This window comes from Photobacterium sp. 2_MG-2023 (assembly GCF_030547675.1).
Classification (GTDB): Bacteria; Pseudomonadota; Gammaproteobacteria; order Enterobacterales; family Vibrionaceae; genus Photobacterium; species Photobacterium arenosum.
Window position 1 is genome coordinate 50,846 of the sequence record NZ_JAUOQQ010000022.1, and the last position, 13,607, is coordinate 64,452.

Below are 13,607 nucleotides of genomic sequence, written 5' to 3' on the forward strand. Positions count from 1 at the left end.
ACCGGTTGCCCGAAGGACCCCTGGAAGGGCTTCAAAAAACCCATTACGTCCACAAAGAGGCGGAATTGTAATCACTGACCCGCTCGGAGTCAATCTTTACCCCCTGCCTGTGGGTCGGTTTTTATCCTGTTTTTGTCAGGATGCACCCGGGCGCTGAATTATACGTTTTGTTTGGCGGAGTGCAAGGATCCTTACTGGATCCCAACCTGGCGCAGGAACTTTTTCAGACGCGGATCCTGCGGATGGCTGAAGATCGCCTGCGGAGATCCCTGTTCGACAAACTCGCCGTCGGCCATAAAGATCACCCGGTCTGCCACTTCTCGGGCAAACTGCATCTCATGGGTCACCACCAGCATGGTCTGGTTACGTGTTGCCAGCATTTTCATCAGGTTAAGCACTTCGCCGACCCATTCCGGGTCCAGCGCGGAGGTCGGTTCATCAAACAACAGCAGCTCGGCTTCCAGCGCCATGGCCCGGCCGATCCCGACCCGTTGTTGCTGGCCGCCGGACAGCGCTGCCGGGTAGCTGTCACCTTTTTCACCCAGCCCTATGTCATCGAGAATTTGCTGGGCTTTGTCGTTGGCGGCCTGCTTATCCCAGCCTTTGACCGTGATCAGACCTTCGGCGATGTTCTGACGTGCCGTCATATGGGCAAACAGGGCATAGTTCTGGAACACGAAGCCGGTTTTGCGCCGAATGGCCAGTATGTCTTTTTTGGTTGCTACCGGGGCTTCAACATGGATGCCGTCTATGGTCATATGGCCAGTGTTGGCGTGTTCGAGAAAATTGATACAGCGCAGCAGGGTGGATTTCCCTGTACCGGACGGGCCGATGATCACCACGATTTCGCCCTGACTGATCGACAGGTCAATCCCTGAGAAAATGGTGTTGTCACCGAAGCGTTTACTGAGGTTATGCAGCTCAATCATCGTACGTATGCCCTGTTAAGTTTTACTTCTGCCCAGTTTTGTATCCGGGTCAGCACCACCACTATCCCCCAGTAAATCAGGGCGACGGCCAGGAAAGCTTCGAAGAATTTGAAACTGGAGGAGGCTTCCATCTGTGCCTTGGCCATGATCTCAGCGACCCCTAAGGTAAATGCCAGCGAGGTGGATTTGATCATGTCAATGAAGTAGTTCATCAGTGACGGCAGGGCGACCCGGGTCGCCTGTGGCAGTATGATGCGGCGCATGGCCTGCATTTCAGTCATACCGATAGACAGGCTGGCTTCGCGCTGGCTGTGGTCGACACCTATGATGGCGGCGCGGATGCTTTCCGCCATGTAGGCGGCAAAGTGCAGGCTGAGTCCTATCACGGCAGCACTGAACGCATCCAGGCCGACCAGCGGAGGAAAGATTTGCGGCAAGCCGTAGTAGAGCAAAAACAGTTGTACCAGCAAAGGTGTGCCGCGAAAGAAGCTGATGTAAACCTGACTGAGCTGATCCAGTACGGGTAACCGGTAGACCCGAACCAAGGCCAGAGTAACGGAGATCACCAGCGCAAAAACCAGTCCCCATACCGCCATGCCCATGGTTGTGCCCAGATATTTGAGCAAAATAGGCATGAGTGACAGCATGTATTCAAAATCGAAGCCCATATGGATGCGTGTTCCGTGGAGTATTGATAACGAAAGTGACAAGACCCACCCTAAAGGTGAGTCTTGATATTACGTATTAGTATAAGGATGGTGACCTGAAATGGCAGGATTAATTACTGTCAATTAGCGGGTAATGTCAGTACCGAACCATTTTTGTGAGATTTCGGTCAGTGTACCGTCTTCACGCATGGCATTCAGCGCTTGGTTGACCTGGTCACGCAGTTGCTGGCCTTTTTCGTTGTTCTGGAAAGGCCATGCATTTTCGATGCGCTCAAAAGTCGCTCCCGCCAGCTGCAGCGGCAAGCCTGCTTTATTGATCAGTTCAACAGAAGACAAACGGTCCATCACGAAGGCGTCAGTACGGCCCAGCGCGACATCGTGTTCAATACCTGTGTCATAGGTTTTGATCGTAATCTCATCGGCATTATCCAGGCCACGCAGCAGTTGCTCGTAGTTAGAGCCCAGATTCACGCCTACGGTTTTACCGTTCAGATCGTCTGTGCTCTTGATGTTTTCGTTACCTTTACGGACCACCAGTTGCGCGCCGTCAATCACATAAGGGTCGCTGAATACGTATTTGGCTTTACGCTCATCGGTAATAGTGATCTGGTTGGAAATGGTGTCAATACGGCCGGTTTCCAGCAAGCCAAACAGACCGGAGAAGTTCGCGGTGACATATTCTACTTTGTAATCGTTGCGTTTACCGATTTCATTCCACAGATCGACTTCAAAGCCCTGCAGCTGATCTTGTTTTACGAAAGTGAACGGGAAGTAGCGGCCAGACATGCCGACTTTAACGTCAGTAGCAGCAATCGCTGCCTGGCTGACGCTCAGACCAAGTGTAAGCGCGGTTAATGAAGCTTTAACCCAGTTTTTCATCTGTCTGCTCCTGAGATGATGTTGTTTTTGTAGGGTGATTCCTATCATCCTACTTGTCAGTAAGAACAATGCTTAAATAACCAAAAGTTATTTGTAATAACTATAGGGCTATTACCCGGCAAAGCGGAAAACTTTGTGCCGGTAAAAGCGGCTACCGCTTATATAAGACCTGAAATAATAGCGTTTTGACCGGCAAGCTGCTGTTTTTATCCTCAAGATCCTGTTGATTGTGCAAATAACTGTGGGTAAGGCTAGGCTAAACTGTGCTGATCTGGCCTTTGGTTGTGGGATCTGTGTGAATAACTTAGATCTTATTCACTGGATCTGGGATCTCTTTGCTGGAGATCCTAAGCCAGCAGGTATAAAATTGCGTCCCTTTTCGTATTTTCGTTATTCAATGTGGAGTCGAACTTGTCATCTTCGCTTTGGCTGCAGTGCCTTCAACGCCTTCAGGAAGAACTCCCTGCCACGGAATTCAGCATGTGGGTTCGTCCGCTACAGGCCGAGTTAAACGACAACACCTTGACCTTGTTCGCCCCGAACCGATTTGTGTTGGACTGGGTACGGGATAAGTACCTCAATAGTATCAACCGCCTGTTAAATGAATTCTGCGGTGCCGATACCCCAATGCTGCGTTTTGAAGTGGGCAGCAAACCTGTGACTGTGCCGCCGCCCCAGCCCGCTGCTGTGGTGAGCGGGAATAAGATCGATCCGCCGTCACCGACCTGGGAACCCGCACCGTCGCCGGTGCAGCCGGAATCGCAAAAGGGTTACCGCTCCAATGTTAACCCGAAACATAACTTCAACAATTTTGTGGAAGGTAAATCGAACCAGCTCGGGCTGGCCGCCTGTCGCCAGGTGGCGGATAACCCGGGAGCGGCGTACAACCCGCTGTTTCTTTATGGTGGTACCGGCCTGGGTAAAACCCACTTGCTGCATGCTGTGGGTAACGCCATTGCAGATCGCAAACCGAACGCCAAAGTGGTCTACATGCATTCTGAACGTTTTGTTCAGGACATGGTAAAAGCCCTGCAGAACAATGCGATTGAAGAATTTAAACGTTACTACCGCAGCGTCGATGCCCTGCTGATCGATGATATCCAGTTCTTTGCCAATAAAGAGCGCTCGCAGGAAGAATTTTTCCACACCTTCAATGCCCTGCTGGAAGGGAACCAACAGATTATCCTGACCTCAGACCGCTACCCGCGTGAAATCAGCGGGGTGGAAGATCGCCTGAAATCCCGCTTTGGCTGGGGGCTGACAGTGGCCATAGAGCCGCCTGAACTGGAAACCCGGGTGGCTATCCTGATGAAAAAGGCTGAAGACCACAATATTCGCCTGGCCGATGAAGTGGCCTTCTTTATTGCCAAGCGCCTGCGCTCGAACGTGCGTGAGCTGGAAGGGGCACTGAACCGGGTGATTGCCAACGCCAACTTTACCGGCCGGGCGATTACGATTGATTTTGTCCGCGAAGCGCTGCGTGACTTGCTGGCGCTGCAGGAAAAGCTGGTCACTATTGATAACATTCAAAAGACAGTGGCCGAGTACTATAAAATCAAGATGGCTGATATGCTCTCCAAGCGCCGTTCCCGTTCGGTGGCTCGCCCTCGTCAGATGGCGATGGCGCTGGCCAAAGAGCTGACCAACCACAGCCTGCCGGAAATCGGTGATGCGTTTGGCGGCCGCGACCATACCACTGTGCTTCACGCGTGTCGTAAAATCGAACAGCTGCGTGAAGAAAGCCATGATATTAAAGAAGATTACTCTAACCTGATCAGGACATTGTCGTCGTAATATGAAATTTTCCGTTGAACGAGAACATCTCATTAAACCTCTGCAGCAGGTAAACGGTGCACTGGGTGGCCGTCCGGCGCTGCCTATCCTCGGCAACCTGTTACTGCAGGTAGATGCGGGCAAGCTGTCTCTGACGGCTACCGATCTGGAAGTGGAGCTGGTGGCCAGTCTGGCACTGGACGGTGACTGGGAACCGGGGGCGACCACTGTACCTGCCCGCAAATTTCTCGATATCTGCCGCGGACTGCCAGACAGTGCGCAACTTAAGATTGAATTGCAGGGTGACAGGCTGCTGCTGCGCTCTGGCCGTAGTCGTTACTCACTGACGACTTTGCCGGCCAGTGACTTTCCCAATATTGAAGACTGGCAAAGCGATGTGGAACTGCATCTGGCGCAGGGTCAGTTACGTCAGTTGATCGAAAGTACCCAGTTTTCCATGGCCAATCAGGATGTGCGTTACTACCTGAACGGTATGCTGATGGAAACCGATGGCAAACAGCTGCGCTCGGTGGCGACCGACGGGCACCGTATGGCGGTCTGTACTGTCGATACCGAGACTGACATGCCGGGCAAGCAAATTATCCTGCCGCGTAAAGGGGTGATGGAGTTAATGCGTCTGTTAGACAGCCCGGATGCCGAGGTCGTGCTGCAGATTGGCCAGTCTAACCTGCGGGCTGTGGTCAACAATTTCATCTTCACTTCCAAGCTGGTTGACGGCCGTTTTCCGGATTACCGCCGCGTGTTGCCGCAAAACAGCAGCAAGTTTCTGCAGGCCAGCTGTGAGGAACTGCGCCAGGCCTTTTCCCGTGCCGCCATTTTATCGAATGAGAAATTCCGCGGCGTGCGCGTGAATCTGATCAACAATGAAATGCGGATCACTGCCAACAACCCTGAACAGGAAGAAGCGGAAGAAGTGCTGGATGTCGACTTCCAGGGCGACGAGCTGGAGATTGGCTTTAATGTCAGCTACATCCTGGATGTGCTCAATACCCTGAAGTGCGATCAGGTGCGGATTTCGATGACGGACGCGACAGCCAGTACCCTGATTGAAGATGTCGCTGACAGTGATGCGCTGTACGTGGTTATGCCGATCCGGCTGTAACCTATGGCGTTAACGCGATTCATTGTTAAAGATTTTCGTAATCTTGAGGCCTGTGATCTCACCTTCTCGGAGGGTTTCAATTTTCTGGTCGGTGCCAATGGCAGCGGTAAAACCAGTTTGCTGGAAGCCATCTATTTTCTCGGCCATGGCCGCTCCTTTCGCAGCCACCTGACCAGCCGGATTATCCGCCATGGTCAGGATGAACTGGTACTGCATGGCCGGGTGCATGCGGACAGCGCACTGAAAGGTGATCTGGAGCGACCGCTGGGGATCAGAAAGCAGCGGGATGGTACAACTCAGGTTAAAATAGCCGGCCAGACTGGCCAGAAAGTAGCACAGCTGGCGCAGATTCTGCCGCTGCAGCTGATCACCCCGGAAGGCTTTGAGCTGATGGTGGGCGGCCCCAAATTCCGTCGTGCGTTTATCGATTGGGGGGTGTTTCACGTGGAACCACGTTTTTATCAGGCCTGGAGCCGGGTAAAACGGCTGACCAGGCAGCGTAATGCGCTGCTGAAAACCGCGCGCAGCTACCGTGAACTCAGCTACTGGGATCAGGAACTGGCCCAACTGGCGGAAGTGATTGACGGCTGGCGCCGTGATTACATTGATGCACTGCGAGAGCAGGCAACCGCCTTTTGTGGTGATTTTCTGCCGGAATACGATATTCAGCTCGGCTACTACCGTGGCTGGGAAAAAACGACCCCTTACAGCGAGCTGCTGGCCGCCAACTTTGAGCGCGATATGCAGCTCGGTTATACCGTCAGCGGCCCCAATAAAGCGGATCTGCGGCTCAAGGTGTCGGCTATGCCTGTGGACGATGTCCTGTCCCGCGGCCAGCTCAAATTACTGATGTGTGCGCTGCGATTGGCACAGGGTCAGCAGCTTCGTCAGGCAACAGGCAAGCAGTGTCTTTACCTGATTGACGACTTTGCCTCAGAGCTCGACAGCAGCAAACGCGCCCTGCTGGCAAAGGGATTACACGATACTCAGGCTCAGGTGGTCATCAGTGCCATCAGCGAGGAGCAACTGGTCGATATGAAGGCCGAAAAGGGCAAGATGTTTCATGTCGAACAGGGTAAAATAACCGCAAGATAATTAAAGCGAGAGTAACTCAATGTCCAACAATTACGATTCATCAAGTATCAAGGTATTAAAGGGTCTTGATGCGGTACGTAAGCGTCCGGGTATGTACATCGGCGATACGGATGACGGTACAGGTTTGCACCACATGGTTTTTGAGGTCGTCGATAACTCTATCGACGAAGCTCTTGCTGGTCACTGTGAAGATATCGTAGTCACGATTCATGAGGATGGCTCGGTCTCTGTCAGCGATGATGGTCGTGGTATCCCGACAGACATGCACCCGGAAGAAGGGGTGTCCGCCGCTGAAGTTATCATGACAGTCCTGCACGCCGGCGGTAAGTTCGATGATAACTCCTATAAAGTGTCCGGCGGTCTGCACGGGGTAGGTGTGTCGGTCGTGAACGCCCTGTCTGACAAACTGGAACTGACTATTCATCGCCACGGTCATATTCACCAACAGATTTATCACCTGGGTGAACCTCAGGCACCGCTGGGTGTGGTGGGCGACTCGGATCGTACCGGTACCCGAATCCGCTTCTGGCCAAGTGATACCATCTTCACCGATACCACTTTCCATTATGAGATTCTGGCAAAGCGTCTGCGCGAATTGTCTTTCCTGAACTCAGGTGTCTCTATCAGGTTGAGCGATGAGCGTGACGGCAAGCAAGACCACTTTATGTATGAAGGTGGTATCCGTGCGTTCGTTGAGCACCTTAACCGTAATAAAACGCCTATCCACCCGAAAGCTTTCCACTTTGCGTTTGAACGTGAAGACGGCATTTCTGTTGAAGTGGCGATGCAGTGGAACGACAGCTTCCAGGAAAATATTTACTGCTTCACCAACAACATCCCGCAACGCGATGGTGGTAGCCACCTTGCCGGTTTCCGTGGTGCGTTGACCCGTACCCTGAACAATTTCATGGATGCCGAGGGCTACACCAAGAAAGCCAAAGTGGCGACTTCTGGGGACGATGCCCGTGAAGGCCTGACCGCTGTGGTGTCGGTGAAAGTGCCGGATCCTAAATTCTCCAGCCAGACCAAAGATAAGCTGGTTTCAAGCGAAGTGAAACCTGCGGTTGAATCGGCCATGGGTGAGAAGCTGAGCGAGTACCTGCTGGAAAACCCGGCTGACGCCAAGATTGTCTGCGGCAAGATTATTGACGCCTCCCGTGCCCGTGAAGCGGCGCGTCGTGCCCGTGAAATGACCCGCCGTAAAGGCGCACTCGATTTAGCCGGCCTGCCGGGCAAATTGGCCGACTGCCAGGAAAAAGACCCGGCACTGTCTGAACTCTACATAGTGGAGGGTGACTCGGCCGGTGGTTCCGCCAAGCAAGGCCGAAACCGTAAAAATCAGGCGATTCTGCCGCTGAAAGGTAAGATCCTGAACGTAGAAAAAGCCCGTTTCGACAAAATGCTGTCGTCACAGGAAGTTGCCACGCTGATCACGGCCATGGGCTGCGGTATCGGCCGCGACGAGTACAACCCGGACAAACTGCGTTACCACAGCATCATCATCATGACAGATGCCGACGTCGATGGTTCGCACATCCGTACGCTGCTGCTGACTTTCTTCTACCGTCAGATGCCTGAGCTGATTGAACGTGGTCACATCTACATTGCCCAGCCGCCACTGTACAAAGTGAAGAAAGGCAAACAAGAGCAGTACATTAAAGATGATGAAGACATGAACCAGTTCCAGGTAGCCCTGGCGCTGGAAAATGCTTCTTTGTTCACCAGCGACAGCGCACCGGCCATTTCGGGTCTGGCACTGGAAACCTTGGTGAAGCAATACAATGGCGCGGTGAAACTGATCGAGCGGATGAGCCGTCGTTACCCGACATTGCTGCTCAATGAGCTGACTTACCAGCCGCGTCTGGGTGAAGACAAACTGGCGGATCAGTCGCAGGTGGAAGCCTGGGTCAAAGGGGTGGTTGACGCCCTGAACAGCAAGCAAACCGGTGAAAGCCACTACGGTTATGAAGTGTTCCAGGACCCGGAACATAACGCCTGGCTGCCTAAGATTGTTGTGCGTACCCACGGTGTCGACTACCAGTATCCGCTGAGCTACGATCTGCTGCACTCGAAAGAGTACGCTAAGCTGGCTGACTTGTCTGAAGCACTGTGCGATCTGCTGGAAGAGACAGCCTATGTCCAGCGCGGAGAGCGCAAGCAGCCGGTTGACAGCTTTAAGACAGCGCTTGAGTGGCTGATTAAAGACTCGACCCGTGGTCTGAGCCGTCAGCGTTACAAAGGACTGGGTGAGATGAACCCGGATCAGCTGTGGGAAACCACCATGGATCCGAATTCGCGTCGCATGATGCAGGTCACTATCAATGATGCAGTCGCAGCTGATGAGCTGTTCACTACTCTGATGGGCGATCACGTCGAACCGCGTCGCCAGTTCATTGAAGAGAATGCCCTGAATGCGAATCTGGACGTGTAACCAGTCCGCCGTCAGTTGCTGATAATAACCGTGTACTGATATAAGAACGCCGCTCATCACTGAGCGGCGTTTTTTTATGCTGGTTATCCCCTTAATCAGGCCGTGCGCAGTTCACGGCGCAGAATTTTACCGACAGTGGATTTGGGTAATTCCTGATGAACTGAAATATGTTTGGGCACCTTGTAGCCCGTCAGGTGTTCGCGGCAGAAGGCGATGATGTCGGCTTGGTCTAACCGGGCGGAAGTGGTGATGTGCGCGTGCACCGCTTCGCCGGTTTTCTCATCCGTTTCACCCACCACAGCCGCTTCGACAATGTGTTCATGGCGACACAGCACTTCTTCAATCTCGTTTGGGTACACATTAAAGCCGGACACTATGATCATGTCTTTGAGTCTATCGACTATCTTGATGTAACCATCTGGCGCAATGAAACCCAGGTCGCCGGTTTTGACGAAACCGTCTACCAGCACCTTGGCGGTTTCATCCGGACGCTGCCAGTAACCCTGCATAACCTGCGGGCCTTTGATCACCAGCTCGCCCACTTCTCCCTGAGGCAGCGGCCGGTTATTCTCGTCCCAGACTTCAACCACAGTGTTAATCAGCGGCACTCCGACACTGTTGATTTGTTCGCAGTCGAAGTTGTTGAGTGTCGATACCGGCGAGGTTTCTGTCAGCCCCCAGCCCTCGGTGATGGTGCAGCCAGTGATGGATTGCCACAGCTCGAACGCTTTGCCTGTCAGGGCTGCGCCGCCGGAAAAGGTAATTTTCAGGGAGCTGAAATCCAGTTTTCTGAATTCCGGGTGCTGGCATAAGCCGACAAACAGGGTGTTGATACCGGCAAAACCGCTGAAGCGATTCGTTTGCAGGGTGTTGATGAAGCCTTCTATGTCCCTTGGGTTCGGGATCAGCACGTTTTGCGCGCCCAGATAGAATAGTCCCATCATGTTCACCGTAAAGGCATAGATGTGGTAGAGCGGCAGCGGACAGATAAAGGTTTCCTCGCCCGGCGTGCCTTTTTGCAAAATGCGGTGACTCATCTGTGCAGCGTTGGCCAGAATGTTGCCATGGGTCAGGCAAGCCCCTTTAGCCACCCCGGTTGTGCCCCCAGTGTATTGCAGTACAGCGATATCATCCGTGCCGGCCGTATTCGGGCGCAGGGCAGCTTGTTCTTTGCCGCTGGCGATCGCCGCATTCAAGGCAATGTACTGATGACCTGCCTCGGCACTGTTTGTCAGCAGATCGGTTGCCGCGGTGACCAGGACATTTTCCACCGGTACCTGATCGCAGATGGCTTCATACTTGGGTAACAAATCTTCCAGAATAATCAGTGCTTTCACACCGGCATCGCTGAACTGGTGCTGCATTTCCCTGGGCGTGTAGAGCGGGTTGGTATTGACTACGACCAGTCCGGCGCGGATCGCGGCATAGGCGGCAATCGGATACTGAATAATGTTAGGCAGCTGAATGGCAATGCGATCACCGGCCTGCAGCCCGCTCTGGTGCTGCAGCCATTGGGCCAGATGCCGAGAGCGCTGCTCAATATCGCTATAAGTCAGGGTTTGTCCCAGACAGTGAAAGGCCGGGTTATCTGTATAGCGGACAAAACCGTCTTCCAGAAAATCCGCCAGGTTGGTAAAGCTGTTCAGGTATTGGTATGCATCCATGATGTGCTCTCTTCTTGTTCCGTTCAGGGGGTGCCTCCGCGTCTTGACGGAGGCTTATTGTTATAGGGTGGGTGGTTCAGATTTTGGCCAGTGCCCGTTCCACGATGGATTTGGCATCGATGTCTGCCGGCAGAGTGCCGAACTGGAAATAATGATCGGATAAGCGCGCCTGGGTGAAGGCCTCGGCAATGTGAGGTTCGCCATAGCTGAACAGAGTCGCGGCCTGCCAGATCAGGGCCAGCTGCTCCATCATTTGCCGGGCACGGAGCTCAATGTTTTCCGTGCTGGCAAATTCGGCTTTCAGTTGTGCCAGCTTGCGGTCGAACAGCGGGTGCTTACCTTGTGCCTGGTCAAATTCGGCAAACAGGGCGCTAAAGGTATCGGGTTCACGCTGCAGCACGCGCAGCAGGTCGAGGCACTGCACATTGCCTGAGCCTTCCCAGATCGAATTGACCGGCGCTTCGCGATACAGCCGGCTGGCAATGTTCTCTTCGACATAGCCCACACCGCCAATACACTCCATGGCCTCGGCGGTATGCTGAATCGCCCGCTTGCAGATCCAGTATTTACCGATGGCCGTTGCACTGCGGATCAGGGCTGCTTGTGTGCTGTCCTTGCTGTTATCCAGCGCATGAGCAATGCGCATGGTGATCGCCAGTGCCGCTTCTGCTTCCAGTGCCAGATCGGCCAGCACATTGATCATCAATGGCTGGTCATGAAGATTGCGGCCGAAGACGCTGCGGCCTGAGGTATGCCAGATCGCTTCTTTGGCGGCCTGGGCCATCAGTGCGCTGGACCCTATCATGCAGTCGAAGCGGGTGAGGGCGACCATGTCTATGATGGTACGGATACCGCGGCCTTCCTCGCCAAGCAGCCAACCGTGCGCGCCGCGAAACTCGATTTCAGAGCTGGCATTGGATTTATTGCCCAGCTTGTTTTTCAAGCGTTGAATTTGCATCGGGTTTTTACTGCCGTCTTCGCGCCAGCGTGGCACCAGAAAGCAGGACAGTGTCTCGCCGGTTTTGGCCAGGACCAGAAATGCATCGCACATAGGTGCGGAGCAGAACCATTTGTGACCGATCAGGCTGTAGAGTTTACCCGGCCCGGCGTCAGCGACCGGGGTTGCCCGTGTGCTGTTCGCCCGGACATCCGAGCCGCCCTGTTTTTCTGTCATCGCCATACCTATGGTGACCCCGGCTTTGTCGAAATAGGGCTTGTTAGTGCCGTCATACACAGTGGCTGTGATTTTCGGCAGCCAGAGTGCTGCAACGTCAGGCTGGTGCTGCAGGGCTGGCACACAGGCAAAGGTCATGGTCAGCGGGCAGCCGGAGCCGGGATCGGCCTGGTTGTGCATAAAGGCCAGTGCCGCCCGGGCAACGTGGGCACCGGCTTTGGGCTGTGTCCACGGCAGGCTGGTATGGCCGTTTTCGATCGCGTGCGCCATGAGCTGGTGGTAAGCCGGATGGTAATCGACCTGATCAACCCGGTACCCGAAGCGGTTATGGGGCTGAAATTCCGGTAAATGTTTATTGGCCAGAAAACCGGCTTCCTGCAATTCATGGCCAATATGATGACCAAAACTCGACAATCGGCTGTTTGCCCAGTCCCCGGAAAACCGGGCTACCCAATATTTCAATATGCTGTCAGAGTCATATGTATTGTAGTGTTCTAAGGGTTTTGGCTGGTTCACTACTGTGTGAGTATCCTGGCTGGTGGCCGGGTTGAAAGGTTCCATATTCGGCTCTCCTTGGTTAGAAGGGGTCAGAGTGTCCTGTTGATCTGCTATGGGTTTGGCGATCATGGCATTCGACATTCCCCGTCAATGCTATTAACATCGCCTTAACATGGACTTTATACGAGCAGCCATGTTTGGCTATGTCTGTTCACGCCAATTCATTGTTGATCTGCGCAATCGGCAGCTGTGATGACATTTCTGGGAGGCAAACCGCATTAGAGCGGGGCAGTATTGATGGAAGGCTATTACTCGACCCTGAGCAGTTGGATGATCCCCATCGCGAAAGCGATGCAACATTACGGACTGGATATGGAGCAGGCCCTGCACGAGTGCGGTCTCGACATCCGTGAACTGCAGAACCAGGAAGTGCGGGTCTCAATCCGTAAATTGTCGGCACTGATAGATTATTGTAATCGTTTTTTACCCGAGCAGGATTTTACTGTTCAGATTGCACGGTATTTTCATCCCGGTGTTTTTCATATTCTGGGCTACGCCATGATGTCGGCGGATACGCTGGAGGAGGCGCTGTTGCAGCTTGTCGCCTACAACAGTGTGGTCTGTGACATCAGTAATCTTCAATTAATCGAGAACCCGGATACTCTGGTACTGGATGTCGCTTTGGTGGCCAGGAATGAAGAACAGTCTGTGCTGATGCGCCGCCAGGAGCTGGAAGCTTTTATGGCGATGGTGGTCAGTTTTGCGCGTGATGTGGTTGATGCCGATTTGAAACCGGCTTATGTCACGTTCCAGTTTTCTCCGCCGGCAGATCAAGGGCACTACCTGACCGCATTCTTCCAGTGCCCGGTCAGCTTTGGTCAGGCGCGTAATTTGCTGGCGTTTGACAGTGGTGCCGCCAGGCAGCCATTGCTCAGTGGCAACCCGACGATAAGGACAGGCCATGAAAAGATCCTCAACGAATTTCTGGCTCGTATCGATCGCCACGATCTGGTGCACCAGGTGAAGTGCAAAATTCTTGAACGGCTCTCACTGGGCGCACCGAGCCAAACCCAAGTGGCTGCTGCGTTAGGGATGAGTGTGCGTAATTTGCAGCGTAAACTCAGCGAGCTTGGCACCAGCTATACGCAGATACTGGAACACAGCCGCAAAACCTTGGCGCTTGACTATATGCGTCGGCAGGATTTCTCCTTAAGTGAAATTGGCTATTTGGTGGGCTTTGCCAGCGATGCCAATTTTCACCGCGCGTTCAAGCGCTGGACAGGGCAGGCACCGGGCGAATACCGTCGTCAGTTGCTGGCCTGACACCTTGTTATCTTCCTTGTCCTTGTCCTTGTCCTTGTCTAGGGGGCGAG

General features: G+C 53.6%; 10 protein-coding genes. 5 read left to right on the plus strand and 5 right to left on the minus strand.

Going from position 1 to position 13,607, the window contains the following annotated elements; all coding sequences use genetic code 11:
* Positions 1-191 precede the first annotated feature (191 nt).
* The 3 genes from Q4491_RS16430 to Q4491_RS16440 all read right to left on the minus strand — a co-directional run bounded on the left by Q4491_RS16430 (position 192) and on the right by Q4491_RS16440 (position 2,476).
* Complete coding sequence (locus tag Q4491_RS16430) at positions 192-929, minus strand: amino acid ABC transporter ATP-binding protein (RefSeq protein WP_192017647.1); 738 nt, start codon at positions 927-929, stop codon at positions 192-194.
* Positions 926-1,597, minus strand: coding sequence for an amino acid ABC transporter permease (locus tag Q4491_RS16435; protein WP_192017648.1), 672 nt, complete (start codon positions 1,595-1,597; stop codon positions 926-928). The genes Q4491_RS16430 and Q4491_RS16435 overlap by 4 nt, the downstream gene beginning before the upstream one ends.
* 123 nt (positions 1,598-1,720) lie before the next feature.
* Positions 1,721-2,476 carry an amino acid ABC transporter substrate-binding protein gene (locus Q4491_RS16440; RefSeq protein WP_192017649.1) on the minus strand — a complete coding sequence of 252 codons (756 nt, stop codon included), beginning with the start codon at positions 2,474-2,476 and terminating at the stop codon, positions 1,721-1,723.
* Positions 2,477-2,887: 411 nt separating this feature from the next.
* On the opposite strand from Q4491_RS16440, the gene dnaA reads away from it, so the two are divergent.
* The 4 genes from dnaA to gyrB are packed head-to-tail and all read left to right on the plus strand — an operon-like array spanning position 2,888 to position 8,898.
* Positions 2,888-4,270: a chromosomal replication initiator protein DnaA gene (dnaA, locus tag Q4491_RS16445; RefSeq protein ID WP_192017650.1), complete on the plus strand. Its 1,383-nt coding sequence runs from the start codon at positions 2,888-2,890 to the stop codon at positions 4,268-4,270.
* 1 nt (position 4,271) lies between these two features.
* A complete protein-coding gene (gene dnaN / locus Q4491_RS16450; RefSeq protein ID WP_303459016.1) occupies positions 4,272-5,372 on the plus strand; it encodes a DNA polymerase III subunit beta in 1,101 nt (366 codons plus the stop codon).
* 3 nt (positions 5,373-5,375) lie between these two features.
* Positions 5,376-6,467, plus strand: coding sequence for a DNA replication/repair protein RecF (recF, locus tag Q4491_RS16455; protein ID WP_303459019.1), 1,092 nt, complete (start codon positions 5,376-5,378; stop codon positions 6,465-6,467).
* A gap of 19 nt (positions 6,468-6,486) precedes the next feature.
* The gene (gene gyrB / locus Q4491_RS16460; RefSeq protein WP_303459022.1) at positions 6,487-8,898 is read left to right on the plus strand and encodes a DNA topoisomerase (ATP-hydrolyzing) subunit B; all 2,412 of its coding nucleotides are present in this window, start codon (positions 6,487-6,489) and stop codon (positions 8,896-8,898) included.
* Positions 8,899-8,993: 95 nt separating this feature from the next.
* Here gyrB and Q4491_RS16465 read toward each other — a convergent pair whose 3' ends face one another.
* Positions 8,994-10,562, minus strand: coding sequence for an AMP-binding protein (locus tag Q4491_RS16465; RefSeq protein WP_303459024.1), 1,569 nt, complete (start codon positions 10,560-10,562; stop codon positions 8,994-8,996).
* A gap of 76 nt (positions 10,563-10,638) precedes the next feature.
* Positions 10,639-12,297, minus strand: a complete 1,659-nt coding sequence (locus Q4491_RS16470; RefSeq protein WP_303459025.1) for an acyl-CoA dehydrogenase family protein — start codon at positions 12,295-12,297, stop codon at positions 10,639-10,641.
* Between the two features lie 234 nt (positions 12,298-12,531).
* Between Q4491_RS16470 and Q4491_RS16475 the strand changes: the two genes are divergently transcribed.
* Positions 12,532-13,557, plus strand: a complete 1,026-nt coding sequence (locus Q4491_RS16475; protein WP_218386740.1) for an AraC family transcriptional regulator — start codon at positions 12,532-12,534, stop codon at positions 13,555-13,557.
* The last annotated feature ends 50 nt before the right edge of the window (positions 13,558-13,607 follow it).

Coding starts and splice junctions, on each gene's coding strand:
- Q4491_RS16430 (WP_192017647.1), bottom strand. CDS start 929: ATGATTGAGCTGCATAACCTCAGTAAACGCTTCGGTGACAACACCATT.
- Q4491_RS16435 (WP_192017648.1), bottom strand. CDS start 1,597: ATGGGCTTCGATTTTGAATACATGCTGTCACTCATGCCTATTTTGCTC.
- Q4491_RS16440 (WP_192017649.1), bottom strand. CDS start 2,476: ATGAAAAACTGGGTTAAAGCTTCATTAACCGCGCTTACACTTGGTCTG.
- dnaN (WP_303459016.1), top strand. CDS start 4,272: ATGAAATTTTCCGTTGAACGAGAACATCTCATTAAACCTCTGCAGCAG.
- recF (WP_303459019.1), top strand. CDS start 5,376: ATGGCGTTAACGCGATTCATTGTTAAAGATTTTCGTAATCTTGAGGCC.
- gyrB (WP_303459022.1), top strand. CDS start 6,487: ATGTCCAACAATTACGATTCATCAAGTATCAAGGTATTAAAGGGTCTT.
- Q4491_RS16465 (WP_303459024.1), bottom strand. CDS start 10,562: ATGGATGCATACCAATACCTGAACAGCTTTACCAACCTGGCGGATTTT.
- Q4491_RS16470 (WP_303459025.1), bottom strand. CDS start 12,297: ATGGAACCTTTCAACCCGGCCACCAGCCAGGATACTCACACAGTAGTG.
- Q4491_RS16475 (WP_218386740.1), top strand. CDS start 12,532: ATGGAAGGCTATTACTCGACCCTGAGCAGTTGGATGATCCCCATCGCG.